General features: G+C 52.7%; 31 protein-coding genes and 1 pseudogene. 6 read left to right on the top strand and 26 right to left on the bottom strand.

The genetic code is table 11. The features are described from left to right. Positions 1-133: 133 nt before the first annotated feature. Entirely contained in the window at positions 134-754 is a 621-nt protein-coding gene (gene fklB, locus NA197_RS14395; RefSeq protein ID WP_000235161.1) for an FKBP-type peptidyl-prolyl cis-trans isomerase, read from the bottom strand. 219 nt (positions 755-973) lie between these two features. On the opposite strand from fklB, the gene NA197_RS14390 reads away from it, so the two are divergent. Beyond that, complete coding sequence (locus tag NA197_RS14390) at positions 974-1,609, top strand: LysM-like peptidoglycan-binding domain-containing protein (RefSeq protein ID WP_023226970.1); 636 nt, start codon at positions 974-976, stop codon at positions 1,607-1,609. Positions 1,610-1,658: 49 nt separating this feature from the next. Here the strand turns inward: NA197_RS14390 and NA197_RS14385 are convergent, their stop codons facing one another. The 6 genes from NA197_RS14385 to NA197_RS14360 all read right to left on the bottom strand — a co-directional run bounded on the left by NA197_RS14385 (position 1,659) and on the right by NA197_RS14360 (position 4,473). Continuing rightward, complete coding sequence (locus NA197_RS14385) at positions 1,659-2,585, bottom strand: DMT family transporter (RefSeq protein WP_023226969.1); 927 nt, start codon at positions 2,583-2,585, stop codon at positions 1,659-1,661. Between the two features lie 147 nt (positions 2,586-2,732). Continuing rightward, positions 2,733-3,182: a 50S ribosomal protein L9 gene (gene rplI, locus NA197_RS14380; protein ID WP_001196065.1), complete on the bottom strand. Its 450-nt coding sequence runs from the start codon at positions 3,180-3,182 to the stop codon at positions 2,733-2,735. Positions 3,183-3,223: 41 nt separating this feature from the next. Next, positions 3,224-3,451: a 30S ribosomal protein S18 gene (rpsR, locus tag NA197_RS14375; RefSeq protein WP_000135199.1), complete on the bottom strand. Its 228-nt coding sequence runs from the start codon at positions 3,449-3,451 to the stop codon at positions 3,224-3,226. A gap of 4 nt (positions 3,452-3,455) precedes the next feature. Then, positions 3,456-3,770 (bottom strand): primosomal replication protein N, encoded by a 315-nt coding sequence (gene priB, locus NA197_RS14370; RefSeq protein WP_001519453.1) that lies wholly within the window; start codon positions 3,768-3,770, stop codon positions 3,456-3,458. Positions 3,771-3,776: 6 nt separating this feature from the next. Then, positions 3,777-4,172, bottom strand: coding sequence for a 30S ribosomal protein S6 (gene rpsF, locus NA197_RS14365; RefSeq protein ID WP_001216673.1), 396 nt, complete (start codon positions 4,170-4,172; stop codon positions 3,777-3,779). Between the two features lie 70 nt (positions 4,173-4,242). Continuing rightward, positions 4,243-4,473 carry a hypothetical protein gene (locus tag NA197_RS14360; protein WP_024148172.1) on the bottom strand — a complete coding sequence of 77 codons (231 nt, stop codon included), beginning with the start codon at positions 4,471-4,473 and terminating at the stop codon, positions 4,243-4,245. 169 nt (positions 4,474-4,642) lie between these two features. Here NA197_RS14360 and yjfY point away from each other — a divergent pair, with 169 nt between their 5' ends. After that, positions 4,643-4,918 (top strand): DUF1471 family protein YjfY, encoded by a 276-nt coding sequence (yjfY, locus tag NA197_RS14355; RefSeq protein ID WP_023226968.1) that lies wholly within the window; start codon positions 4,643-4,645, stop codon positions 4,916-4,918. Between the two features lie 128 nt (positions 4,919-5,046). Here yjfY and NA197_RS14350 read toward each other — a convergent pair whose 3' ends face one another. Genes NA197_RS14350 through ulaA form a run of 6 tightly spaced genes read right to left on the bottom strand, consistent with a single transcriptional unit; the run spans position 5,047 to position 9,453 of the window. Beyond that, positions 5,047-5,733 (bottom strand): L-ribulose-5-phosphate 4-epimerase, encoded by a 687-nt coding sequence (locus NA197_RS14350; protein ID WP_001170772.1) that lies wholly within the window; start codon positions 5,731-5,733, stop codon positions 5,047-5,049. Continuing rightward, positions 5,733-6,587 (bottom strand): L-ribulose-5-phosphate 3-epimerase UlaE, encoded by an 855-nt coding sequence (ulaE, locus tag NA197_RS14345; protein WP_000949529.1) that lies wholly within the window; start codon positions 6,585-6,587, stop codon positions 5,733-5,735. The genes NA197_RS14350 and ulaE overlap by 1 nt, the downstream gene beginning before the upstream one ends. 9 nt (positions 6,588-6,596) lie before the next feature. Beyond that, entirely contained in the window at positions 6,597-7,247 is a 651-nt protein-coding gene (gene ulaD, locus NA197_RS14340; protein WP_000056761.1) for a 3-keto-L-gulonate-6-phosphate decarboxylase UlaD, read from the bottom strand. 13 nt (positions 7,248-7,260) lie between these two features. Further along, entirely contained in the window at positions 7,261-7,725 is a 465-nt protein-coding gene (gene ulaC, locus NA197_RS14335) for a PTS ascorbate transporter subunit IIA (RefSeq protein WP_000776531.1), read from the bottom strand. 9 nt (positions 7,726-7,734) lie between these two features. Next, positions 7,735-8,040, bottom strand: a complete 306-nt coding sequence (gene ulaB / locus NA197_RS14330) for a PTS ascorbate transporter subunit IIB (RefSeq protein WP_000218358.1) — start codon at positions 8,038-8,040, stop codon at positions 7,735-7,737. A gap of 15 nt (positions 8,041-8,055) precedes the next feature. After that, positions 8,056-9,453: a PTS ascorbate transporter subunit IIC gene (ulaA, locus tag NA197_RS14325; protein WP_064043016.1), complete on the bottom strand. Its 1,398-nt coding sequence runs from the start codon at positions 9,451-9,453 to the stop codon at positions 8,056-8,058. A gap of 362 nt (positions 9,454-9,815) precedes the next feature. Between ulaA and ulaG the strand changes: the two genes are divergently transcribed. Together ulaG and ulaR are read left to right on the top strand one after the other, a co-directional pair. Continuing rightward, the gene (gene ulaG, locus NA197_RS14320) at positions 9,816-10,880 is read left to right on the top strand and encodes an L-ascorbate 6-phosphate lactonase (protein ID WP_000049161.1); all 1,065 of its coding nucleotides are present in this window, start codon (positions 9,816-9,818) and stop codon (positions 10,878-10,880) included. Between the two features lie 104 nt (positions 10,881-10,984). Continuing rightward, positions 10,985-11,740 carry an HTH-type transcriptional regulator UlaR gene (ulaR, locus tag NA197_RS14315; RefSeq protein WP_000133618.1) on the top strand — a complete coding sequence of 252 codons (756 nt, stop codon included), beginning with the start codon at positions 10,985-10,987 and terminating at the stop codon, positions 11,738-11,740. Here the strand turns inward: ulaR and yjfP are convergent. Then, the gene (gene yjfP, locus NA197_RS14310) at positions 11,737-12,486 is read right to left on the bottom strand and encodes an esterase (protein WP_058116279.1); all 750 of its coding nucleotides are present in this window, start codon (positions 12,484-12,486) and stop codon (positions 11,737-11,739) included. The genes ulaR and yjfP overlap by 4 nt on opposite strands. 183 nt (positions 12,487-12,669) lie before the next feature. Here yjfP and bsmA point away from each other — a divergent pair, with 183 nt between their 5' ends. Next, on the top strand, positions 12,670-12,999 hold the full coding sequence (gene bsmA / locus NA197_RS14305) for a biofilm peroxide resistance protein BsmA (protein WP_000586836.1): 330 nt from the start codon (positions 12,670-12,672) through the stop codon (positions 12,997-12,999). A 130-nt stretch (positions 13,000-13,129) separates the two neighbouring features. Beyond that, the gene (yjfN, locus tag NA197_RS14300) at positions 13,130-13,405 is read left to right on the top strand and encodes a DUF1471 family protease activator YjfN (protein ID WP_001518964.1); all 276 of its coding nucleotides are present in this window, start codon (positions 13,130-13,132) and stop codon (positions 13,403-13,405) included. 44 nt (positions 13,406-13,449) lie between these two features. Here the strand turns inward: yjfN and NA197_RS14295 are convergent, their stop codons facing one another. From NA197_RS14295 to purA, 12 genes and pseudogenes are all read right to left on the bottom strand, one after another. Then, positions 13,450-15,072 carry an isovaleryl-CoA dehydrogenase gene (locus NA197_RS14295; protein WP_064043015.1) on the bottom strand — a complete coding sequence of 541 codons (1,623 nt, stop codon included), beginning with the start codon at positions 15,070-15,072 and terminating at the stop codon, positions 13,450-13,452. An 84-nt stretch (positions 15,073-15,156) separates the two neighbouring features. Beyond that, positions 15,157-16,320: a glutathionylspermidine synthase family protein gene (locus NA197_RS14290; protein ID WP_064043014.1), complete on the bottom strand. Its 1,164-nt coding sequence runs from the start codon at positions 16,318-16,320 to the stop codon at positions 15,157-15,159. A gap of 2 nt (positions 16,321-16,322) precedes the next feature. Then, positions 16,323-16,961 carry a DUF1190 domain-containing protein gene (locus tag NA197_RS14285; RefSeq protein WP_064043013.1) on the bottom strand — a complete coding sequence of 213 codons (639 nt, stop codon included), beginning with the start codon at positions 16,959-16,961 and terminating at the stop codon, positions 16,323-16,325. Between the two features lie 9 nt (positions 16,962-16,970). Then, positions 16,971-17,369 (bottom strand): DUF350 domain-containing protein, encoded by a 399-nt coding sequence (locus NA197_RS14280; protein WP_000547737.1) that lies wholly within the window; start codon positions 17,367-17,369, stop codon positions 16,971-16,973. Between the two features lie 17 nt (positions 17,370-17,386). Continuing rightward, positions 17,387-18,070, bottom strand: a complete 684-nt coding sequence (locus tag NA197_RS14275) for a YjfK family protein (protein WP_000090290.1) — start codon at positions 18,068-18,070, stop codon at positions 17,387-17,389. 122 nt (positions 18,071-18,192) lie between these two features. After that, a pseudogene (locus NA197_RS14270) lies at positions 18,193-18,294 on the bottom strand (hypothetical protein); the annotation flags it as partial. Then, the gene (locus tag NA197_RS14265) at positions 18,294-18,992 is read right to left on the bottom strand and encodes a PspA/IM30 family protein (protein WP_064043012.1); all 699 of its coding nucleotides are present in this window, start codon (positions 18,990-18,992) and stop codon (positions 18,294-18,296) included. The gene NA197_RS14265 and the pseudogene NA197_RS14270, both read right to left, overlap by 1 nt. A gap of 14 nt (positions 18,993-19,006) precedes the next feature. Beyond that, complete coding sequence (locus NA197_RS14260; RefSeq protein ID WP_001621793.1) at positions 19,007-19,411, bottom strand: YjfI family protein; 405 nt, start codon at positions 19,409-19,411, stop codon at positions 19,007-19,009. A 131-nt stretch (positions 19,412-19,542) separates the two neighbouring features. Continuing rightward, on the bottom strand, positions 19,543-20,274 hold the full coding sequence (gene rlmB, locus NA197_RS14255; protein ID WP_001293277.1) for a 23S rRNA (guanosine(2251)-2'-O)-methyltransferase RlmB: 732 nt from the start codon (positions 20,272-20,274) through the stop codon (positions 19,543-19,545). Positions 20,275-20,364: 90 nt separating this feature from the next. Continuing rightward, the gene (gene rnr, locus NA197_RS14250) at positions 20,365-22,803 is read right to left on the bottom strand and encodes a ribonuclease R (RefSeq protein WP_000076359.1); all 2,439 of its coding nucleotides are present in this window, start codon (positions 22,801-22,803) and stop codon (positions 20,365-20,367) included. Between the two features lie 37 nt (positions 22,804-22,840). Next, positions 22,841-23,266, bottom strand: a complete 426-nt coding sequence (gene nsrR / locus NA197_RS14245; RefSeq protein WP_001177632.1) for a nitric oxide-sensing transcriptional repressor NsrR — start codon at positions 23,264-23,266, stop codon at positions 22,841-22,843. A 206-nt stretch (positions 23,267-23,472) separates the two neighbouring features. After that, positions 23,473-24,771, bottom strand: coding sequence for an adenylosuccinate synthase (gene purA, locus NA197_RS14240; RefSeq protein WP_000527972.1), 1,299 nt, complete (start codon positions 24,769-24,771; stop codon positions 23,473-23,475). Between the last annotated feature and the right edge of the window lie 17 nt (positions 24,772-24,788).

Genomic DNA, 24,788 nt, shown 5'->3' with positions numbered 1-24,788 from the left:
TCACTTTGATAATGCGAATTAGCTCACAAAAATACACGTAACGACGCCATTTGCAAAATAAAATATTGGCATCTACTGAAGTCAGGGTTGCCGGATAAGGCCTTTACGCCGCCATCCGGCAAACTAGGGGCGCTTAGAGAATTTCCAGCAGTTCCACTTCAAACACCAGGGTGCTGAATGGCGGAATAGATGCCCCGGCCCCACGCTCGCCATAGGCCAGCTCCTGTGGAATAGTTAGTTCCCATTTGGAACCTACCGGCATCAGAGTCAGCGCTTCAATCCAGCCGGCGATCACGCCATTTACCGGGAATTCAGCCGGTTCGCCGCGCGCGACGGAGCTGTCAAATACGGTGCCATCAATAAGCTTACCGGTGTAATGCACGCGTACACGGTCGGTACGCGCCGGAATCGCGCCTTCGCCCTGCGTCAGAACGCGGAACTGTAAACCAGATTCAGTACTGTTCACACCGTCTTTTTCGCGGTTTTCTTCCAGGTATTTCACGCCTTCGGCCGCCATTGCTTTGAAACGCTCACGACGCACCGCGTCCGCACGCTCATGAATTTCACGCAGCGCACGATGCACCACATCAACAGGAACCGCCGGGTGTTTACCTTCCAGCGCATCAGCAATACCTGCAACCAGCGCTTCAGGCAATAGCCCTTCAAGACCGGATTCGCTGAGCTGCTGCCCTACCTGCAAACCAATGCCGTAGCTCGCTTGCGCTTCAATAGTGTCAAAAGTCGGGGTGGCCATTATTTTTCCTTCATCGGATATCAAAAAAGTAGCGGGCAGCATAACAGCCACGCTTCTTCTGGTAAAACTTTGTCTCAGGGAGGATGACAAATCGCAGGGAAAAAGAAACAATAGATTATCCGTATTGATGTCACGAAAGCGGATAGCACTACCAGTATCATAGCGTTAGCCATCTATACTCTATGATTAAGGAACGAGATGCGGAGCAGGAGGTAAACCATGCCCGGGCGCTTTGAATTAAAACCAACCCTGGCGAAAATCTGGCACGCGCCGGATAATTTTCGCATCATGGAGCCGCTGCCGCCTATGCATCGTCGTGGCATTATCATTGCCGCTATCGTGCTGGTGATCGGTTTCCTGCTGCCCGCCAGCGAGACCAGCGACTCGCCTGTCGTCACGCGGGAAGCGCAATTGGATCTGCAATCGCAATCACAGCCGCCGACGGAGGCCCAGCTTCAGGCGCAGCTGGTCGCGCCGCAAAACGATCCGGATCAGGTGGCGCCCGTTGCGCCGGAACCTATCCAGGAAGGCCAGCCGGAAGAACAAAACCAGCCGCAGACGCAGCCTTTCCAGCAGGATAGCGGCATCGGTCAACAGTGGCGCTCGTACCGGGTAGAGTCTGGTAAAACTCTGGCGCAACTGTTCCGTGACCACGGGCTGCCCCCGACAGACGTTTATGCAATGGCGCAGGTAGAAGGCGCTGGCAAACCGCTGAGTAATCTCAAAAATGGTCAAATGATTAAAATTCGCCAGAATGTCAGCGGGGTGGTGACAGGTTTAACGATAGATGGTGATAACGGTCAACAGGTGCTGTTTACGCGTCAGCCTGACGGCAGTTTTATTCGCGCACAGTAACGCCGGCTACGCCTTACCCCGCCTATACCCTATTCGTTCAGGTGAAGCATTACCGCTTCACCTTATTCACCCACCAAATCCCCGAACACACCAGCACCAGCGCAATCATGTATTTCCACTCCAATATATTCTCGCCGAGAAAAATAGCCGAAAGAGCCGCGCCGGAAACCGGGATCAGAAAGTTAAACGGCGCAATCATCCCCACGCGATTATATTTGAGTAAAATGCTCCATAGCGCAAAAGCGACCGACGAGAGCAGCGTCAGGTAGACTAAAATCGCCACCGACGAGAAGCCATGTATCGTCAGCGTACCGCCAAAAACGTAACCGCCAAAGACCAGTACCAGACCGCCAATCCCCAATTGATAGCCAGTCATGACCATCGGATCGACCGTCTGCGAGAGACGTTTGCCATACAACGTGGCCGCAGAAAGAATAAACGCCGCCAGCACCACGGAGCCTTCTCCCGGCAGATTAAAGCTGAAATCCAGGCCGTTGCTGACGTTCACCACCATGACGCCCGCAAAGCCCAGAATACAGCCGAGCGTTTTGTTGTAGCTCAATCGGTCGTTCTGATAAATAAAGTGCGCCAGCAATACGCTGAAGAATGTGCCTGTCGCGTTCATGATTGAGCCTTTCACGCCGGAGGTGAACGCAAGGCCGATATAGAAAAAGAGATATTGCAGCGACGTCTGGGTCAGCCCCAGTAACGTCAACTGAGCAAACTGGCGCGGACGAAACCGACCAATCGGTTTACGCTGAAGCAGCGCGAACAGTAGCAGCAACCCACCCGCAAACAAAAAACGATAACCAGCAAAAACAATTTTAGAAGGGATATCGTCGGTGGCTATCTGAAAGAGGTCATAACCGCTTTTGATGGCTGGATAAGCGCCGCCCCATAGCAGGCAACAAAATGCGGCACACACATAAACGACGTTTTTGCGGGCAAACGGGGAGGCCTGGCGTTGGGTATCCATTCTTTCACCAAGAAATTAAAATAATGTTTTATTTTTAATTATCGCGAAAAGAGGGGGAGATAGCCAGTCGAAAAGCGATGGAGTTAAAAAAGCAAAACGCCGGCGCTGGGCCGACGTTTTGTTGCTAGCAAAAACGAGAATGACTGATTACTCAGCAACCACGTTGATGATAACTTTTGCGAATACTTCGCTGTGAACCTGGAAGTTCACTTCGTGTTCGCCAGTGGTACGCAGAACGCCGTTCGGCAGACGAACTTCGCTCTTAGCCACGTCAACGCCAGCTGCAGTCACAGCGTCAGCGATGTCGCGAGTACCGATGGAACCGAACAGTTTACCTTCGTCGCCTGCTTTAGACGCGATAGTAACGGTTTCCAGGGCGTTGATTTTCTCTGCGCGTGCATTTGCAGCAGCCAGAACGTCAGCCAGTTTAGCTTCCAGTTCAGCGCGACGTGCTTCGAAGTATTCAACGTTTTTCTTGGTAGCCGGAACAGCTTTACCCTGTGGTACCAGGAAGTTACGAGCATAGCCCGCTTTAACGTTAACCTGATCACCCAGGCTACCCAGGTTTGCTACTTTATCAAGCAGAATAACTTGCATTACCTTATCCTCTCAAAGTCGTATTAATGGACCGTGACCGATTACTGATGGCGATCAGTGTACGGCAGCAGAGACAGGTAGCGAGCGCGTTTGATAGCGCGAGCCAGCTGACGCTGGTATTTTGCACGGGTACCGGTGATACGGCTTGGGACAATCTTACCGCTTTCGGTGATGTAGTTTTTCAGCGTAGCGATATCTTTATAGTCGATCTCTTGAACGCCTTCCGCGGTGAAACGGCAGAACTTGCGACGACGGAAATAACGTGCCATATGGCTAGTCTCCAGAATCTATCAATTCAATCTGCTCGGCATGCAGAACCATTTTGCTCAGACCGTTCTTTGCCTTGTGGCAAGAAATAAACCCCTGAACGGTTATGCGGCTGCCGACCGTTATACTGTGAGTAATGGCCTGGTTTTCGTGTCCGCTAACAATAACGGGCATTTGGCACCACGCCTGCCGGTGAAAGCCGGCTTCCTCTTGCACAGAACGATGCTCAAGCACGAACTGGCAATGCGGAATTCCTGATGGACTGACCTTTCGAAGGGGGGCCCTGCACACGGTGCCGGACAACGCCAGACGGTTGGTCATCAGAAATTACTCTTCAGAATCCCCAGCTTCAGCATCATCTGCGGTTTCGTTAGCGAAATCATCGCGACGCTCACGGCGCTCGTCTTTCGCTTTAACCATCGGAGATGCTTCGGTAACAGCGTGCTTAGTACGCATAACCATGCTGCGGATAACGGCATCGTTGAAGCGGAAGGTAGTTTCCAGCTCATCGATCACTTCCTGCGGCGCTTCAACGTTCATCAGAACGTAGTGCGCTTTGTGCAGTTTGTTGATCGGGTAAGCCAGCTGACGGCGGCCCCAGTCTTCCAGACGGTGGATCTTGCCTTCTGCGCCAGTGATGGCGGCAGAGTAACGCTCGATCATGCCCGGAACCTGTTCGCTCTGGTCAGGATGGACCATAAAAACGATTTCGTAATGACGCATCGAATTGCTCCTTACGGATTATTCAGCCTCCTGTCTGGGTCAGCCGCGGCCCATGGAGGCAAGGAACGTGTTAAAGGTCGGCTGAAAAATGACGCGTTATAATACTGGCGCCTGCGGGCAAACTCAAGGTGATTGTACAATTATTTATCGTGCCGAACGTAACGCCTGTCCCGTCGCATTTTGCTGCTGAGATATTAACTTCATATCGCATGCCACTATAAACGGCCTGTTGCGGCAGAGAAATTGACACTGTGGTCAGCGCGCTTTTTTGCCATACAGGGTTTCTTAAACATAGCGGCATACATCAATGGGTTGTTAATCAGATAAAAAACGACAATACGATAATTTTTTGAACAACAGCATCAGAAAAGGTCGCCATCTCTGCGGCGGGTTATGGTTAAAATTAAACCAGAAGCGATTCACTAAAAGGGGATATCGCCAACCAGACCGCGCGGCTGAGGAGGTACTCTATGCGAGCCCGGATAATGTTATTTCTGGCTGCGCTTTTGCCTGGCGTAACGGCAACGGCAGCCATCGAGTTAAATAATCATCAGGCCAGAAATATGGATGATGTGCGCAGCTTAGGCGTAATCTACATCAACCACAACTTCGCCACGGAAAGTGAAGCCAATCTGGCGCTGAATGAAGAGGCCGACGTGCGAAACGCAATGTATTATCACGTCATACTTATCCGGGAACCGGGTAGCAATGGCAATATACACGCCAGCGCGAATATTTATCGCTAGCATCAGGAAAACCAACGAAAAAGCCATAGTTGATTTGCCCCCTGAACAGGGGGCTTTTTTCGCGGAAAGATGGCTCCGGAATTAGACCTGTGACATCCCGATAATATTCACATTCCGGAGCTCATACTTCACTTCTGCCCGTAATACGCATTCGGGCCATGCTTACGCATGAAGTGTTTATTCATCAGATAATCGTCGATGGGGTTGAGGCCAGGGTTAATACCGCGCGCAATCCACGCCATTCGCGCCACTTCCTCCATGACCACCGCGTTATGTACCGCATCGTGCGCATCTTTCCCCCAGGCGAACGGCCCGTGTTGATACACGACAATGCCTGGCGTATGCAGCGGTTCCACCTCGCCCAGCGTTTCGATGATCACCTTACCAGTGTTCAGCTCGTACTCGCCCTGCACTTCTTCTTCGCTTAACGCCCTGGTACAAGGAATATCGCCAAAGAAATAGTCCGCGTGCGTGGTACCGAGCGCCGGAATAGCCATCCCCGCCTGCGCCCATGCCGTGGCGTGGGTTGAATGGGTATGAACGACGCCGCCAAGCGACGGATAGCGTTGATACAGCGCCAGATGGGTAGCGGTATCGGAAGAAGGACGATAACGTCCCTCCACCACTTTGCCATCCATATCCACCACCACCATGTCATCTACCTTCATGGTTTCATAGGCGACACCGCTTGGCTTAATCACCACCAGCCCGCGTTCGCGATCGATAGCGCTGACGTTGCCCCAGGTAAACGTCACCAGTCCATAACGGGGCAAATCCATGTTAGCGTCAAATACCTGCTGCTTGAGCTTTTGCATTATGCCGCCTCCACCATGCCTGCTTTGGCCATGCGCGCTTTCACCCAGTCACGCGCTTTCGCCACTTCTGCCGCCGGGTTCTCTGCTGTTTCGCTCCACATCTCAATCAGATAGGGCCCGCAATAACCACTCTGTTTGAGCGTTTCGAAGCAGCGTTCGAAATCGACAACGCCTTCGCCAAACGGCACATTTTTGAACACGCCGGGTTTAGTATCTTTGACGTGTACCGCGACGATATGCCCGATTCCCGCCTGTAGCTCCATCTGTACGTCGTTATCCCACGCCGACAGATTGCCGATATCCGGATAGAGCTGGAACCACGGGTTATTGAGGTAGTGAGCATAGCCTAGCGCTTTACTGATGGAATTCATCAATGGGTAATCCATGATCTCCATCGCCAGCGTCACCTGGGCGCGGCTAGCCATATCAACGCTCTCTTTTAACCCATCGCGGAAGCGGCAACGCGTTTCGTCGTTGGCCTGCTGATAGTAAACGTCGTACCCCGCCAGTTGAATGACGCGAATCCCGACGTCCTGCGCAAACTGAATCGCTTTACGCATAATCTCCAGCCCCTGCGCCCGTACCGCGTCATCTTCGCTACCGAGCGGAAAACGACGATGCGCGCTCAGACACATGGACGGCACGCGCACGCCGGTTTCAGCAACCGCGCTCACCAGCGCCAGGCGCTGCTCGCGACTCCAGTCGAGCCGCGCCAGTCGGGCGTCGGTCTCGTCCACCGACATTTCAACGAAGTCAAAACCCAGCGTTTTCGCCAGCCGCAGGCGTTCCAGCCAGCACTCCCCGGCAGGGAGAGCTTTTTCATAGATGCCGAGCGGAATTTGTTTCGACAGCATAGCCGCTCCTTAGCCCCACAGTTGGGCAATGGAGCGTTTGAACTGCCGTGCGGCTTCTACCGGCGATTCAGCATCGCGAATGCTGCGGCCAGCAATAAAGACATGGATCGGAATGCCTTTGAACAGCGGCAGGTCTTCCAGCGCTAGTCCGCCGGTCACGGTCACTTTAAAGCCCATATCGGACAGCCGTTTAATCGCAGTAATATCCGCTTCACCCCACGCCACGCCTGCGGCCTGCGCGTCGCGGCTGCGGTGGTAAACCACTTGCTGAATGCCCGCATCGCGCCACTGCTGCGCCTGTTCCCAGGTCCAGTAACCGGTCAGTTCAATCTGCACGTCGCCGTTAAACTCTTTTGCCACATCCAGCGCGCCTTTCGCGGTGTTGATATCCGCACAGCAAATCACGGTCACCCAATCTGCGTTGGCTTCGAAGCACATACGAGAAAGGATTTTGCCCGCATCGGCAATTTTGGCATCTGCCAGCACGATTTTGTGCGGGTAAAGCGCTTTCAGATCGCGAACCGCACGCACGCCTTCGCCCACGCACAGAATGGTGCCCACTTCGATAATGTCGACTTCTTCGGCAATCAGGCGAGTGGTTTCGTAGGCGCTATCCATAGTCTGGTTGTCCAGCGCGACTTGCAACATCGGTAATGACATGTTCAATTCCTTCTTAAGCTGCCGCGTTGGTGCGGTCAATGAGATCCAGGACTTCCTGCGCGGTACGGCAGGCGCGTAAACGGTCAAAATTAGCTTCGTCTTCAAACAGGTTGACGATCTGCATGATGCCCACTTCCTGGTGAGTGTTGGCATCAACCGCCGCCATGGTGATCAGAATATCGACCGGATCGTTATCTTCGTGGTTGAACTCCAGCGGCTTTTTCAGCGTCACCAGTGAGAAACCGGTTTTCTTCACGCCCTCTTCCGGACGCCCGTGCGGCATTGCCAGCCCCGGAGCGATAACGAAATAAGGGCCGAACTGTTCCACGCCATCGAGAATCGCCTGGTAGTAACGCGGCTCGACAACGTCCGCCGCCACCAGCAAATCCACACCAATTTTTACGGCTTCCTGCCAGGTATTAGCTTCAGCCTGCAGGCGGATAGAATTATTCTCCGCCAGTGAATCACGTAATTTCATGTTGCATCCTTACTTCACGTCTTGCGGGAAATGTTCTTTGATCACTTCCAGCAGTTTCGGGCCGAAGTCTGCGGGCGATAGCATGTTGCGCACGCCAACCACATATTTGTTGCCCGTCACGCTGATTTCGCCTGCAATATGGGTAGAAGCGATGATGATATCCGCGCCGCTCAACTCGCTTTTGTACTCGCCAACCGCGCAGCTGTTTACCGTGTGGTCAATGTTTGATTGGGTTAAAAACTGGTCCACTTTCATTTTCATGATCATGGAACTGCCCTGTCCGTTGCCACACACAGCCAGAATACGTACGGTCATAATCAAAACTCCTTATTAAGCAGACTGTTCTGCCAGTTGTTTTTCTGCATCTTCTTCTGCGCGCAGTGCGCGGCCAGCGAAGAACATATAAGCCAGTGCAATTACAATGATGACGGCCATAAAGGCGATACCGAGGGAGAAGAAGCCCTGCATCATCGGCGGTGCCAGAATCGACCAGTCCGCCATACCCATCCAGGCGCTCATCCCCGTGAGTTTCACCGCCCAGACGCAACCAAAGATTTCGATCATCCCCATCACCAGACAAATCTTCAGCGCCGCACGCCAGCCGCCGAAGTGGTTAGCGAACACGCCGATAGTGGCGTTAGAGAAGAACATCGGGATAAAGCCAGGAATAATCAGGATCGAGGAGCCGCAGGCAACCAGGATGCCAACCGCAATCAGCTGACCGATGGTGCCCCACATAAAGCCCCAGACCACCGCGTTCGGCGCGAAGCTATAAATAGCGGCGCAGTCAATCGCCAGTACTGCGCCCGGAATCAGACGCTGGGAGATACCGTTAAAGGCCTCAGAGAGTTCAGCCACAAACATACGCACGCCCTGGGTGATGATGAAGATCGCCACCGCAAAGGAGAAACCGGTTTGCAGGATATAGATTGTCCAGTGGGTTTTACCCGACATCGCCTGTACGGTATCGATACCAAAGGAGAGCAGAATGGCACCAAAGAAGATGGTCATTACAATCGCCGTGGAGACGATGTTGTCATGGAAAATGTTCAGCCAGCCCGGCAGTTTGAGGTCTTCAACGCTTTCCTCTTTTTTGCCCAGGAACGGCGCGACTTTATAGGCAATCCAGGAAGCAAACTGCTGCTGGTGACCGATGGAGAAACCGCAGCCGTCCGTCACTTCCTGAGTCGGCTTGTACATCATGTTGGAGGTAATCCCCCAGTACAGGGAAACCAGTATCGCCGTGCAGATAATGGTGGTCCACATGGAATAACCGAAGATATAGAAAGAGACCGCAATCAGCCCCGCCTGCTGGAACATGATGTGCCCGGTCAACATGATGGTGCGAATACCGGTAATGCGTCGCAATAAGACGTAACAAATATTCAGCGCCAGCGCGAGCAACACCGCATAGCCTACCCAACTATACGCATCGCCCATCCGTTCGATCGTTGCCATCATCGAAGCATAGGTATCGGAAATCGCGCCGTTGATGCCGTAAACCTCAGACATTTTCGCCACCACCGGTTTAAAGGTGCTGGTCAGAATGCCGGACCCGGCCTGTAGCAGCATGAAGCCAATGATGGTTTTGATCGTCCCTTTGATGATCACGCTGACGCTTTTGCGCAACAGGATATAGCCCAGGCAGGTCACAATACCCAGTAATAGCGGGGCATTAGTCATTACCTGATTAAAGAAAATGGTAAAGATGTTGTAGAGGATCTCCATAACGATCTCCGGCAGATAAGGTTGCTGAGTCACAGGCGCTCAGGATAATGTCCCTTCACTTTAATTTTCAAAAGTAATCACAACAAGATTAAATTTGATTAAATGTGACGTAGCGCGCAAATAATTAGCACACTTAATACATGGTTTACTTATAGGTAACTCATTTTTTCATTAAAATAAGTAAAATCATAAAGATGCCAACATTCACATGACGCCAGACAAGATTAAATCTTCTCCTGACTGCGTTCTCTCCTGCCAAAAAGTCAAAAAATAGCCCATTGCCTTCTTGAGAAAATAGTGTCAGGATTAATCAAAACAAATCACGTTTTGAACCATTTTGAACAAACATGAAGGTAAATGCGATGAGTAAAGTACAAAGCATCACGCGTGAATCATGGATTCTGAGCACGTTTCCGGAGTGGGGAAGCTGGCTGAACGAAGAGATTGAACAAGAGCAGGTCGCGCCGGGTACGTTCGCTATGTGGTGGCTGGGCTGTACCGGGATCTGGCTAAAATCTGAAGGCGGCACTAACGTATGCGTCGATTTCTGGTGCGGTACCGGTAAACAGAGCCACGGTAATCCGTTGATGAAAACCGGCCATCAGATGCAGCGTATGGCTGGCGTCAAAAAATTACAGCCTAACCTGCGCACCACGCCGTTTGTTCTCGATCCTTTCGCTATCCGTCAGATTGACGCCGTACTGGCGACCCACGACCATAACGATCACATTGACGTCAATGTCGCGGCTGCCGTAATGCAGAATTGCGCCGATGATGTTCCGTTTATCGGCCCGCAGACCTGCGTGGATTTGTGGGTTGGCTGGGGCGTGCCGAAAGAACGCTGCATCGTGGTAAAACCGGGCGATGTCGTGAAAGTGAAAGATATTGAAATTCATGCGCTTGATGCCTTTGACCGCACTGCATTAATCACCCTGCCCGCCGATCAGAAAGCTGCTGGCGTACTGCCGGACGGCATGGATGTACGCGCGGTTAACTATCTGTTTAAAACGCCGGGCGGCAATCTCTATCACAGCGGCGATTCTCACTATTCCAACTACTACGCGAAACACGGTAACGAACATCAAATTGATGTCGCGCTCGGTTCTTACGGTGAAAACCCGCGCGGTATTACGGACAAAATGACCAGCGCGGATATTTTACGCATGGCGGAATCGCTGAATACCAAAGTGGTGATCCCGTTCCATCACGATATCTGGTCGAACTTCCAGGCCGATCCGCAAGAGATCCGCGTGCTATGGGAAATGAAGAAAGATCGCCTGAAGTATGGTTTTAAACCGTTTATCTGGCAGGTTGGCGGCAAGTTTACCTGGCCGCTGGATAAAGACAATTTCGAATACCACTATCCGCGTGGGTTTGACGATTGCTTTACCATTGAACCCGATCTACCGTTCAAATCCTTCCTGTGAGTCGATATCATGCCGGGATTACCCGGCATTTTTTCCATTTACTTTAGTATTTCCAGGCTATTTCAAATATCATCTTTTCAAATCAATTTGTATCGGAATAGCTCATGACTGAAGCACAAAGACATCAAATACTGCTGGATATGCTGGCACAGTTGGGCTTTGTTACCGTCGAAAACGTGATTGAGCGTCTGGGAATCTCCCCGGCGACGGCGCGCCGCGACATCAACAAGCTCGACGAAAGCGGGAAACTTAAAAAAGTGCGCAACGGCGCAGAGGCCATTACCCAACAGCGGCCCCGCTGGACGCCGATGAATCTGCACCAGGCGCAAAACCACGATGAAAAAGTACGCATCGCGAAAGCGGCGTCGCAGCTGGTAAACCCGGGTGAGAGCGTAGTGATTAACTGCGGCTCCACCGCTTTCCTGCTGGGGCGCGAAATGTGCGGGAAGCCGGTACAGATCATTACCAACTATCTGCCGCTGGCGAATTATCTGATCGATCAAGAGCATGACAGCGTGATTATCATGGGGGGTCAGTACAACAAAAGCCAGTCGATTACCCTGAGCCCGCAGGGAAGTGAAAATAGTCTCTATGCTGGCCACTGGATGTTTACCAGCGGAAAGGGCTTAACTGCGGATGGCCTGTACAAAACCGATATGCTAACCGCCATGGCGGAACAAAAAATGCTCAGCGTCGTCGGGAAACTGGTCGCGCTGGTCGATAGCAGTAAAATTGGCGAGCGCGCGGGAATGCTGTTCAGCCGCGCCGATCAGATCGCTATGCTGATTACCGGCAAAAATGCCAATCCGCAGGTTTTGCAACAGCTTGAAGCCCAGGGTGTAAGCATACTCCGCGTTTAAAGATGCTGTCGGAAAAACGCTACCGTCGCCGACAACGCTTCTGGCGTAATGCGATGCCGCACGCCTGCGGCCCATAAACAGGTCACATGCTTATCCAGCTTCGCCGCGGCGAGTGCCTGCTGGAGCCGGAAGGTTTCGATAGCAGGCACCACGTCATCCTCCTGACCATGCCACAACAGAAGCGGCCTGTCGGCCAGTCGCTCCAACTGGTGTGTGACTTCCCATTCACGTAGCGGCGCGATGATATTGTCGAATTCCGCCTGCTGTGCCGGGTTCTGCGGGGATAACGGCGGGAAAAGCGTCCGGGCAAGCCCGGTAAAATAGCCCGACCCCATTAAACTGGCCCCGCATTTTACCTCACGGTGACGCGTCATAATGCCCAGCGCCGTCATACCGCCCATGGATGCGCCGCCCACCGCCAACCGCCCGTCAAGTAGCCAGTTTTCCGCCTGAATCGCCGCACGTAACGTCGTAAATTCCTGCATGTTTTGGTGCAGAATCTGCCAGAATCGGTGTATCCGTCCCTGTGAGTCGCCGCCGAAGCGAGCGCCATGCTCCGGCGCATCCGGCATGACTACCCGGAATCCTGCCTGTGCCAGGGCAACGGCAAAATAACTATAAACCATGCTGGAGGAGGTGAAGCCATGATAGAACACCACACAGGGAAGCGGCACGGCGCGTTTCCCTTCCGGGAAGGCATGTAGTACGACGCCTCCGGCTAATTGTCGTGTTTCAATCGCTATCATTATTCTCTCCTTTTTATCCGGTATGCCACGGAGAAATACTTAACGCAAGTTTATGGATAGCGCAATAATTCATAATGTTTGAGAACTGGGTTACGCTTTCGCAACGTTTTCATTCGAAAATCGCGTGACAGGTAACACTTCGGGAACATTCCCCCTAAAGGGAAATCAATAAGGCATTACACTATGATTATCAGGAAACGAGATAGAGTTATGCGTCGGTTTGCTTCATTGATAGCAGCGCTGTTATTAAGCGCGTGTAGCGTGCTGCAGGGTACGCCGCAACCTGCGCCGCCTGTCGCCGATCACCCGCAGGAAATCCGTCGCGATCAAACGCAAGGACTACAGCGGATGGGGACCGTAAGCGCGCTGGTTCGGGGCTCCCCGGATGATGCAATAGATGAAATCAGAGCGAAAGCCGTCGCTGCGAAAGCCGATTATTACGTTATCTTAATGGTTGATGAAACGGTTGTAACCGGCCAGTGGTATTCACAAGCCATTTTGTATCGTCAATAACAGTAGATTGATTTTTAGTCAGTTTTACATTGCTTTGCGCCCCTATGCGTTTACCTGTGCACAATAAACAAACAGGTTTACCGTGATGGAGCGTCCTGTTAAATGCGGGGTATGTAATAAGGAGCTGACGATGAAACAAGAACTTGCCTTATCCTCACTGCTGCTTTCTGCCGGACTGGTGAGTACGACGGCACAGTCTGCCGAATTCGCCAGTGCTGACTGCGTAACGGGTCTGAATGAAATCGGCCTGATCTCGGTCAGTAATGTTGCAGGAAACCCACAAGATGTAGAGCGGATTATCGCCCTCAAAGCCGATGAACAGGGTGCGTCCTGGTACAGAATTATTCAAATGTATGAAGAACAACAGTCGGATAACTGGCGCGTACAGGCGATACTCTATGCCTGATGCCGCGTGGCTCGCGCCGGATGGCATGTACTACAGGCCAAACGTTACCGCAGTCCCCCGGTCGCCCTTAACAGTAAATCATTTTGCACCTGGGCAAGCAGCGGCATTTCGCCGCGTGTATCCAGCATCATCTGACACCACGCTTGCGCCAGCGGCGGCGAGGCATGACGCAGCATTTCCGCTCCGCACCCCAGCAAGAAAAGCTGCTGCGTAATCTCTCTGCCCATTGCTTCGTCCGGTTTGCGTAAACGTTGCTGTAGCTGGCGTACCGCGCGGTCGTAATGGCGATCCTGACCTTTGACTTCCGCAAAAGCTTCACTCAATACGTCATAGACGCCGTGTTGTTTTGTCAGCACCCGCAGTACATCCAGACACATGATATTGCCGGAACCTTCCCAGATACTGTTCACCGGCATTTCACGGTACAGGCGCGGGAGTTCGCTCTCTTCGCAATACCCCATCCCGCCGAGAACCTCCATCGCCTCAGCCACAAAAGGGATTCCCTGCTTACAGATGGCGAATTTCGCCGCTGGCGTGAATAATCGCGCCCATAATGCCTCTTTCGCCTCGCGACGTTGCTCCCAGGCGCGCGCCAGCCGAAACAAAAGCGCTGTCTGCCCTTCCAGGCATAGCGCCATACGACTTAAGGTTTGTCGCATCAACGGTTGTTCGATCAGCGGCTTACCAAAAGCCTGACGCTGATGAGCATGGTAAATGGCGACTGAAAATGCGCGCCGCATTAAGCCATGACTCCCGAGCGCGCAGTCAAGACGCGTCATACCGCCCATCTTTAAGATATGCCGAATCCCTTCGCCCTCTTCTCCCAGCCGCCAGCCGACGGCATCCTGAAACTCGACTTCGGCGCTGGCATTAGATCGATTACCGAGTTTATCTTTCAGGCGTTCAAGACGAACAGAGTTCCGTTGCCCGTCTGGCAGGAAACGCGGCACAAAGAAACAGGATAGTCCTCCTTTTGCCTGCGCCAGCACGAGGTGCGCATCGCTTTGCGGCACAGAGAAAAACCATTTATGTCCCACCAGCCGATATGAATCATCCGCCAGCCGCTCCGCGTGGGTCGTATTACTGAGTACGTCAGATCCGCCCTGCTTTTCCGTCATTCCCATGCCGATGAGCAGGCCCCGTTTTTGCCCGCCCGGCAGCAAATGCGAATCGTAGCGATCGCTGCGCAGCGGCGCCAGCCAGTCATGGAAAGTGGTGGGAAGCATCTGCAATAGCAACGGTGTCGCGGCAAAGGTCATCGTGACAGGACAGAGTGTTCCCGCTTCTACCTGAGCATGTAATACAAAACGCGCCGCCCGGGCGACAAAACTTCCCGCCCTTGCCTCTTCCTCCCAGGCCAGGTTATGTACCCGATTAGCGCAAAGCCCCTGCATCAACAGGTGCCAGGCGGGGTGAAAGCGAACGTCATCCAGACGCTGTCCCTGGGGATCGTAACGCAGCAACTCAGGAGGATGCGCGTTCGCCAGACGACCCAGCTCCAGTGATTCCGCCGTTCCCAGTTGTTGGCCAATGCTGGCGAGAAGATCGCTATCCCATCCCGCGCCTTCCCGGGAAACCGCTTCACACAGCGCGCCATCAGACAGGAATAAGTTACTGTTATTGAGCGGAGCAGGTTGATTAAAGACGGTATGTGTTTGCCAGGACATGGTGTCTCCCTCCTTCAATGGCGCTGAAGTCAAGTATGGTCATGACTGCGCCATTGACGCCGGAGCAAGATCACAAAAGTATGATTAACCGGCAATATAATGTGGGACGAAACGGGAAGTGTCTTTGGTAATTAGCGTATTGTCCTCGCGAATCCCCATCCCGGAGGCTTCATCGTCAATGATCCAACTGCCAATCAGCGTATAGCTATCGCCAAAGCGCGGCAAAGGCTGAAACGCCTGGTAAATCATCGGCTCGTCAGCGTAGTCGCCGTCGGCATGATCGATAACATTTTGCCGCTCGTCGAAAATCGTGACGTTGCCGCCTTCACGTGAATAAATAGGCTTCCGCACGCTGCTTTCGCCTGGCGCTGCGAGCGATTTTTCGCCCTCAAACCAGGCCGGCAGAAGATTCGGATGGCCAGGGAAAAAGCGCCACAATAACGGCAACAGCCCTTTGTTACTCAGAATACTTTTCCACAATGGCTCAATCCATTGCTCACGACGTTTTCGCAACAGCGGGCCGTTGTCATCGCGCATCATCCATTCCAGCGGGTAGAGCTTAAAGGCGCGGCGAATCACGTTATCGTCCAGATCGGTCAGCACGCCGCCTACGCCAAGCCCCAGTTCTTCAATATAGATAAATCGCGTTTCCTGCCCCGCCTGCTGCGCGCAATCCTGAAGGTACAGCACCGTCGTGCGATCTTCGTCGGTATCTTCACAACAGCAAAAGTAGAGCGGTTCCCGACTGTACAGCTCGCTGAAGCGGGCGATCAGCCGCTCCTGTATCGCGTTGTATTGATCGGCATCACGCGGGATGGCGCCGCTACGACGGGCATCCTCCAGCCATAGCCATTGAAAGTAGGAGGACTCATAGAGCGACGTCGGCGTATCCGCATTGTATTCCAGCAATTTAACCGGATCTTTGCCGCACCAGACGAAATCCATCCGCCCGTAAAGCGAAGGATCGCGGCTGCGCCAACTTCCGGCGATGACATCCCAGTACAATGGCGGGATCGCCAGCTGCTGCATGATCTGCTCATCCCGGACGGCCCGCTCGACAACCTCCAGACACATCTGATGAAGCTCTGCGGTCGGTTTTTCGATCTGTTCTTCAATTTGCCGTAATGTAAAACGGTAGGCCCGGCTTTCATCCCAGTAAATTTCGTTATCGATAACATGAAAGTCAAAACCGTGATCGCAGGCGATCTTATCCAGATCCCGGCGTACCGGTACGTTATGTCGTAGCATGGTTAGCCTCCCCAGTGCCCGCGGGCGCTGGAAGAACGGCCATAGCCGCCGCGGGAGACGGTGGACGCTTTCCGTGTGATATAACCAGGGCTGGTCGCGGTATCGCTTTTCCCTGTGCCGCTGCGCCACGCATAATCGCCGGATGTGGTGCGCCAGACGGGACGGGAGACGTAAGATGAACCGCCGCTGCTATAGATGTATTGTTCATCACGGTTCTGACGAATCGCGCGGCTGAGTAAAAAGCCGCTTAATACCGGAACCCAGCTCCGCTCGGTGCTATCAAAGTAGCAATCGCCAAACTGCGACTGACAGCGCTCCTGCGTCAATTGCTTAGGCACATTAGCGTAAAATTCTGTTTTCGCATTATTCCAGCCGTCAGCGCAAACGCTGGCGCTGTTGCCATCGTCGATACAGTCGTTCACCGTGGCGTAAAACGTCCCATCGCCGTCGTTGTCACTATTGCCGCCATCACCGCACCCTTTCAGGAGAAAAAAGGCCGCTCCACCCATAATCGCCAGCGTCAGGCATTTTGGCGTGTAGCGATTTCGTTGCCGCTCAAAGGGATTAACCGGTTCGGCTATTCGTCTTATTGCCGAATGGCCTACGCCGGATGTGCTTCTGGATTTTCGTTTTTTTGCCATGATCTTCCGTTACCATGTCATACAGGCAGCGTTAAAAATACCGCCAGCCAGCGCTGCGGTTCCCATAAATAGCCCCGCCGCCACGTTGTGATGAATAATTTTTTCGCTCAGCGTAGGCATGTATAACCTTACGCAACCATAAATCAGCAGTTGAATCACCAGCGCAATGCCGCCCCAGGCAAAATAGTCCGGGATACTGACCGAGTTTATCGCCGCGCTGGATAAGGGGATGACATAGCCCAGCAACGTACCACTAAAGGCCAGCGATGCCGCAGTATTGTTATTTTTTATCAACTGCCATTCATTATGCGGCGTTATCTTTGAGTAAATAAAAAGAAATACAATGACCATTGCCGCGCCAATAAAAAAATAGGCGCAGAAAGCCAGTAATGCGTCCAGTATATGCATAATTTCCCTGTATGTGCTTAACCAATAACCGTCAGTGAAGTGAGCGGAATATCCACGCCTAGGGCGCGTGAAAACACCCATTCAGGCTCACCGCGCTCGTTAAATGATTCTTCCCCGTTCAATAGAAGATACTCCCAGGCGTCGTCCGTCACCTGGCGCTGGAAGCCCATCGTAAAATTGTGAACGTCCCATTTCTCTGCCTGCTGATTTTCAACCTTTTCCAGCATGTAGACAGGTTCAATATTGCCCGGCTCTTCATGGTTAAAAAAGCGCTGCCAGCGCCGTTCTTGCCAGTTGAGCGTCATCGGCCCTATTGCCGCTGGCGCAATGGCTGAACGCCAGTGACGTTCCTCGTTAATACCGAAACTTTCCTCATATACAAAAAGTTTGATGTCATCAATGTCGTCAACATCCGTGCCGCCAGTGGTGTTAATTTGTAGAAACTCATCGCCAGAGGTGTAGTAGCGAAAAATCTGACTGCCGCCGCCTAAATCTATGCGACTCGCTGCCGCGACAGTGTATTTTTCACCTGGTAGCGCCACCAGCAACGACGACTCCAGTAGCCGGAATGCCAGCGTATCCAGCGTGAAACCGGCGTTAAGATGTAATCCTAATGGTCCGCGAATCGGCGCTGGCGCGCTTGTTTTACCGAGCAAACGCTGAAAAAATTGCATCATAGGGGAACCTCTATCTCTTGCCATGCGACCTCTTCAGCCAGAATGCGATTGTCGTTGGGCATAATGCCATTTGAGATCGCGCATTCATGTGCCGTCTCGTATGAAAGCGACGAAGCTCAGCACGGTAGCGCGCTTTCGCGCTACCGATAACAAAGCAGATACTGCCCGATAAACAGGCCCAGCAAAGCGGGCCAGGTCAGTCTGGACAAATGACGCTGGCAGGTTTTGACAATCCACGTAAAGAGCATTATTCGCCTTGTTGACGCTGTAAACGCGCCAACACATCCTGAGCATTGCTTTTATTGGTTGCGCCAATACCCACCTGCGCCAGTTTTTCATCCAGGTCGCGTCCATCGGCGACTTTTTCCAGCTGCGCGGCGGCATCCAGCCGGGCCTGGCGTTCAGCCTGACGCGTTTGTAAACGTTTAAGCGACTCCGCCGCCGTAGACACATTCGACGCGGCTCCGACGGTCGAGGTCGTCACCGCCTGCTGCGCGCGCTGCATGGCTTCTGTCGCCTTAACCACTTCAAGTTGCTGCTCAAACTGCGCAATCCGCTGGCCTGTCGCCGTTACGGCCTTCTCCACCGCATCGCGAGAGGCTTCCAGATTAGTCAGCACCTGTTCTTCGGCAAGAATGGCATTTTCCAGACGGGCTATTTCTTCCGCCACTTCGTTGAGTAAAGCGGCGTCGACATTCTTACTCATTGCCGCCAGCGCCCGTGTTTCAAGGCTGGCTTTACGCTCACGTAAATCATTCAGCTTGTCATGGCTTAACTTCACCCGCGCCAATAAATCCACTCTGGATTTACCCGCTTTATCCAGCTCGGCTTTTGCGTCGCGAATATGCTGCTCCAGCATACGTACACCCTGCGCTTCATCAATGGCGTCTTCTGCCTGAGCAACGAATGATTTACCTAATGTGAACAAACTTTTTAAAATTCCCATGTAAGCCGCCTGTATTATTCCTGTGAATAGACTTGTGTTATTTCAGCGATATCCAACGCATTTTCTACAAGCGTGGTGATTTCCAGCGTCACGTCGGCAAGCGACGAATTTAACGACAACGCGCCAAAAGCGACATAATATTCCTCCTGTTTTACCTGGGTAATACCGACCGAAGACAGCGGTAAAACCTTCTGATTTCTCAGCAAGAAAAGATTAAATTCCGCGGTATCTCTAATCGTATTTACCGGACAAATATAAGTCTCGATAACTATTTGTTGCGAGGTAAATAAAACCGTCAGTGGTAAATCGCCATAATCATTCATTTTTATTATTAATGAAGATTCATTATTTTCTATATCAATATCTAATTCGGCGATGTTGTTTAACGCATCCGCCAGCGTCCGTGGAGTCCATGCCATATTATTATCTCTATCTCTTTTTTATAAATAAAGGGAGTTACAGGGTAGGTTTTGCTTTTTATATTACCAGCCAAAGATAAAAAAAAACCATCCGATTATGGATGGTTTTTTCTTAAAAAATACTAGTAGCGTCAGGTACGCTGGCGAACGGCTTCAAACAGACAAATCCCGGTCGCCACAGAGACATTCAGCGATGACACGCTACCGGCCATAGGAATGCTGATCAGCTCATCGCAGTGCTCACGGGTCAGACGACGCATACCTTCACCTTCTGCGCCCATGACCAGCGCCATGCGGCCAGGCATTTTGCTCTGATACAGCGTATGGTCAGCCTCGCCCGCCGTTCCGACAATCCAGATATTCTCTTCCTGCAACATGCGCATCGTGCGCGCCAGGTTGGTGACGCGGATCAACGGCACGCTTTCCGCTGCGCCGCAGGCGACTTTCTTCGCCGTCGCGTTAAGTTGCGCGGAGCGGTCTTTCGGCACGATTACCGCATGTACGCCAGCGGCATCGGCGCTGCGCAGACAGGCGCCAAGATTATGCGGATCGGTGACGCCATCGAGGATCAACAAAAAGGGGCGTTCGTGTAATGCGATCAGATCCGGCAGATCGTTTTCCTGATACTGCCGGCCTGGTTTCACGCGAGCGATAATACCCTGATGCACGGCACCGTCGCTTTTCTCGTCGAGATATTGGCGGTTTGCCAGCTGGATAACCACGCCCTGGGACTCAAGGGCGTGAATCAGCGGCAACAGACGTTTATCTTCACGGCCTTTTAAAATAAAGACTTCCTGAAAACGTTCAGGGGCGCGCTCCAGCAGGGCCTGCACTGCGTGGATGCCGTAAATCATTTCGCTCATTAATGTACTCGTTGTTTACGTTTTGCCGGGGGCGCTACGCTTGCCCGGCCTACAGATAATTCACCCTCTTCTGTTTGAAGAGGGTATTGCTCACTCTGCCGCTTTTTTCTTCGCCGCACGCTTCGCTTTGGTCGCTGCGGCTATTTTCTGCGTTTTAGCCGATGGCTTTTTTGCTTTTCTCGCGTCTTTCTTCGCTGCTTTCGGCTTCGCTTTTTTCTCGCCGCGGAAGGCGCTATCAGGCTCAAAGTTAACCTTTTTACCTACCTGACGACGTTTACCGGCGTTTTTACTTTCACCTTTTTTCACTTTTTCACGCGCCGTTTTGCCGACGTTACGCGGTGCGCGCTCGCTGGAGATCAGGCTAAAGTCAATTTTCCGTTCGTCCATATTCACCGCTTCGACGCGTACCTCTACCCGGTCGCCCAGGCGATATGTCTGCCCGCCGGACTCGCCAATCAGACGTTGCCCTACCTGATCGAAGCGATAGTAATCGTTATCCAGTGAGGAAACGTGTACCAGCCCATCGATAAACAGTTCATCAAGACGGACAAAGAAGCCGAAACCGGTGACGCTGGCAATCACGCCCTTAAAGACGTTGCCTACCTGATCCAGCATAAAGTCACATTTCAGCCAGTCGGAGACATCACGCGTCGCTTCATCAGCGCGGCGTTCCGCCATCGAACAGTGCTGGCCGAGCTGCAACATCTCTTCCATCGAGTAGTGATAACCGCCCGTTTCTGTGGTGTTGCCCTTGTTCCCTTGCTCTTTAGCCAGCAGGTACTTAATGGCGCGGTGCAAAGAAAGATCCGGATAGCGGCGAATCGGCGAGGTAAAGTGCGCATAAGACTGCAACGCCAGGCCAAAGTGCCCGCGGTTTTCCGGATCGTAAATCGCCTGCTTCATTGAACGCAGCAGCATAGTTTGCAGCATTTCGGCGTCCGGCCGGTCGGCAATCGATTCAAGCAGTTCGGCATAATCGCGCGGTTCCGGTTTATTTCCGCCCGGCAGCTCCAATCCCAGCTCCGCCAGTACGGAGCGGAATGAGGTGATCGCTTCGGTGGTGGGCTTATCATGAATACGGAATAGCGCCGGCTCTTTAGCTTTTTCGACAAAGCGCGCCGCCGAGATATTCGCCATGATCATGCACTCTTCGATAAGCTTATGCGCGTCATTACGCTGGGTCTGTTCGATACGCTCAATGCGACGTTCGGCGTTAAAGATAAACTTCGCCTCTTCGCTCTCAAACGAGATCCCCCCGCGCTCTTCACGCGCTTTATCCAGCACTTTGTAGAGGTTGTGCAGCTCTTCAATATGCTTCACCAGCGGCGCATATTGTTCACGCAGATCCTGATCGCCCTGCAGCATATGCCAGACTTTGGTATAGGTCAGACGCGCATGGGAGCTCATCACCGCTTCATAGAATTTGTAGCCGGTCAGCCGACCTTTCGCCGAGATGGTCATTTCACAGACCATACACAGCCTGTCAACCTGCGGGTTTAGCGAACACAGGCCGTTGGAGAGCACCTCCGGCAACATTGGGACAACCTGTGACGGGAAGTAAACCGACGTGCCGCGATTGCGCGCCTCGCGATCCAACGGCGTTGGCGGCCGTACATAATAGCTCACGTCAGCAATAGCGACCCACAAACGCCAGCCGCCGCCGCGTTTTTTCTCACAGTAAACCGCGTCGTCAAAGTCACGGGCATCTTCGCCATCAATAGTGACCAGCGGCAAATCGCGCAGATCGACACGACCGACTTTCGCCTCTTCCGGCACCTCTTCTTTCAGCCCGGCGACCTGCTGCTCTACCGCCTGCGGCCAGATGTAGGGTATTTCATGGGTACGCAGCGCCATATCAACCGCCATACCGGTGCCCATATTGTCGCCCAGCACTTCGACGATTTTCCCTACCGCTTTAGTACGGCGAGTTGGACGTTGGGTCAGTTCAACCACGACCACGAACCCCATCCGCGCGCCCATGACGTCTTCTGGCGGGATAAGAATGTCGAAGCTGAGGCGGCTGTCGTCCGGCACCACAAAGCCGACGCCCGCATCGGTGAAATAACGCCCGACTATCTGACTGGTTTTCGGTACCAGTACACGGACGATACGCGCTTCGCGGCGACCTTTACGATCGGCGCCCAGCGGCTGCGCCAGCACCTGATCGCCATGAATACAGGTTTTCATCTGCTCGCTGGAAAGATACAGATCGTCTTTGCGGCCTTCGACACGTAAGAAACCGTAACCATCACGATGACCGATCACGGTGCCTTTCAGCAGGTCGAGGCGTTCCGGCAGCGCATAGCACTGGCGGCGGGTAAAGACCAGTTGTCCGTCGCGCTCCATCGCGCGCAGGCGGCGACGTAAGGCTTCAAGCTGCTCTTCGCCTTCAATATTCAGTTCTACGGCCAGTTCTTCGCGACTGGCCGGTTTTTCACGTTTCGTTAAATGTTCGAGGATAAATTCCCGGCTCGGGATAGGATTCGCGTATTTTTCTGCTTCGCGTTCCTGGAAAGGATCTTGTGACATTGAGGTTCCTCCATTGTCATCTCTAATGAAGTTTACTTCACTCCACCAGTAATAATTTATAAAGCGGTTGATTCTCTTCAACCAAATCGGCAAGCGTGTAGTTATCCAGCTCCTTGAGAAAACTCTGCACGGCCTTAGAAAGCGCCTGTTTCAGACGACAGGCAGGGGTGATGTGGCAAAATTCGCTGCTACAGTTGACCAGTGATAAGGGTTCCAGCTCACGCACCACATCGCCAATACAAATAGTATTAGCCGGTTTACCCAGGCGGATACCGCCATTTTTTCCCCGAACGGCGGTGACAAAGCCCGCCCGGCTAAGCTGATTGATAATTTTGACCATATGATTACGGGACACGCCGTAGACTTCTGTCACCTCAGAAATGCTGGTCATTCGTCCATCTGGTAACGACGCCATATAGATTAGCGCACGTAAGCCGTAATCGGTGAAACTCGTTAACTGCACATCAACCTCAGGAAAAGGGAAAACGGGAAAAATACATTTATATTGATGATAAACCAGCCACAAGCTGTGTCGCTAATTTATTTCAGTTCGGGGAAGGAAAAAAGCGAGGATTTAACACTGTGTCGGATAGCGTAATGGCTTACCCGACACAGCAATGTATCACACTGTTAGCCCGGCAAGCAAAATATCTGCCAGGCGTACCAGATTTACGCGTCGAACGGGTCGCGCAGAATCATCGTCTCAGTACGATCGGGGCCGGTAGAAATAATATCAATCGGCACGCCGGTCAGTTCTTCGATACGTTTGATGTAGTTCAGCGCCGCCTGCGGCAGGCCGCTACGATCTTTCACGCCGAAGGTGGATTCAGACCAGCCCGGCATGGTTTCGTAAATCGGCTCTACACCTTTCCAGTCGTCAGCTGCCAGCGGAGTGGTAGTCACTTCGCGACCATCCGGCATACGATAAGCCACGCAGAGTTTCACCTCTTTCAGGCCATCCAGCACGTCCAGTTTGGTCAGGCAGAAGCCAGACAGGGAGTTCAGCTGTACCGCACGACGAACGGCAACGGTGTCCAGCCAGCCGGTACGACGACGACGGCCGGTAGTAGCGCCGTATTCGTTACCCTGCTTGCAGAGGAACTCGCCGGTTTCATCAAACAGCTCAGTCGGGAACGGACCTGCACCTACACGAGTGGAGTAAGCTTTGAGGATACCCAGAACGTAATCAACATAACGCGGGCCCAGGCCGGAACCGGTCGCCACGCCACCTGCAGTGGTGTTAGAAGAAGTTACGTACGGATAAGTACCGTGGTCGATATCCAGCAGGGTACCCTGCGCACCTTCAAACATGACGAAATCGCCACGCTGACGCGCCTGGTCGAGCAGGTCCGAAACGTCAACAACCATAGAAGTCAGGATGTCGGCAACAGCCATCGTATCATCCAGAACTTTCTGGTAATCAACCGCTTCAGCTTTGTAGTAGTTAACCAACTGGAAGTTGTGATATTCCATCACTTCTTTCAGTTTTTCAGCGAAGGTTTCTTTGTCGAAAAGGTCACCAACACGCAGACCGCGACGTGCCACTTTATCTTCATAAGCAGGCCCGATTCCACGACCGGTGGTGCCGATCGCTTTCGCGCCACGCGCTTTCTCACGCGCGTTATCCAGCGCAACGTGATAATCAAGGATCAGCGGACAGGCTTCAGACAGCAGCAGACGCTCACGAACGGGGATGCCACGGTCTTCCAGTTCTTTCATCTCTTTCATCAGCGCGCTCGGAGACAGCACAACACCGTTGCCGATGATGCTGGTTACATTCTCGCGAAGAATACCTGATGGAATAAGATGGAGAACGGTTTTTTCACCGTTGATTACGAGAGTATGGCCTGCGTTGTGACCGCCCTGGTAGCGTACAACATATTTAGCCCGTTCAGTCAGAAGATCGACGATCTTTCCTTTACCTTCGTCACCCCATTGGGTGCCCAGTACGACGACGTTGTTACCCATTTTTCAAAATCACCGTT

The organism is Salmonella sp. NW884 (assembly GCF_051700745.1).
Taxonomy (GTDB): Bacteria; Pseudomonadota; Gammaproteobacteria; order Enterobacterales; family Enterobacteriaceae; genus Salmonella; species Salmonella enterica.
This window is presented reverse-complemented; position numbering and strand designations above follow the sequence as displayed.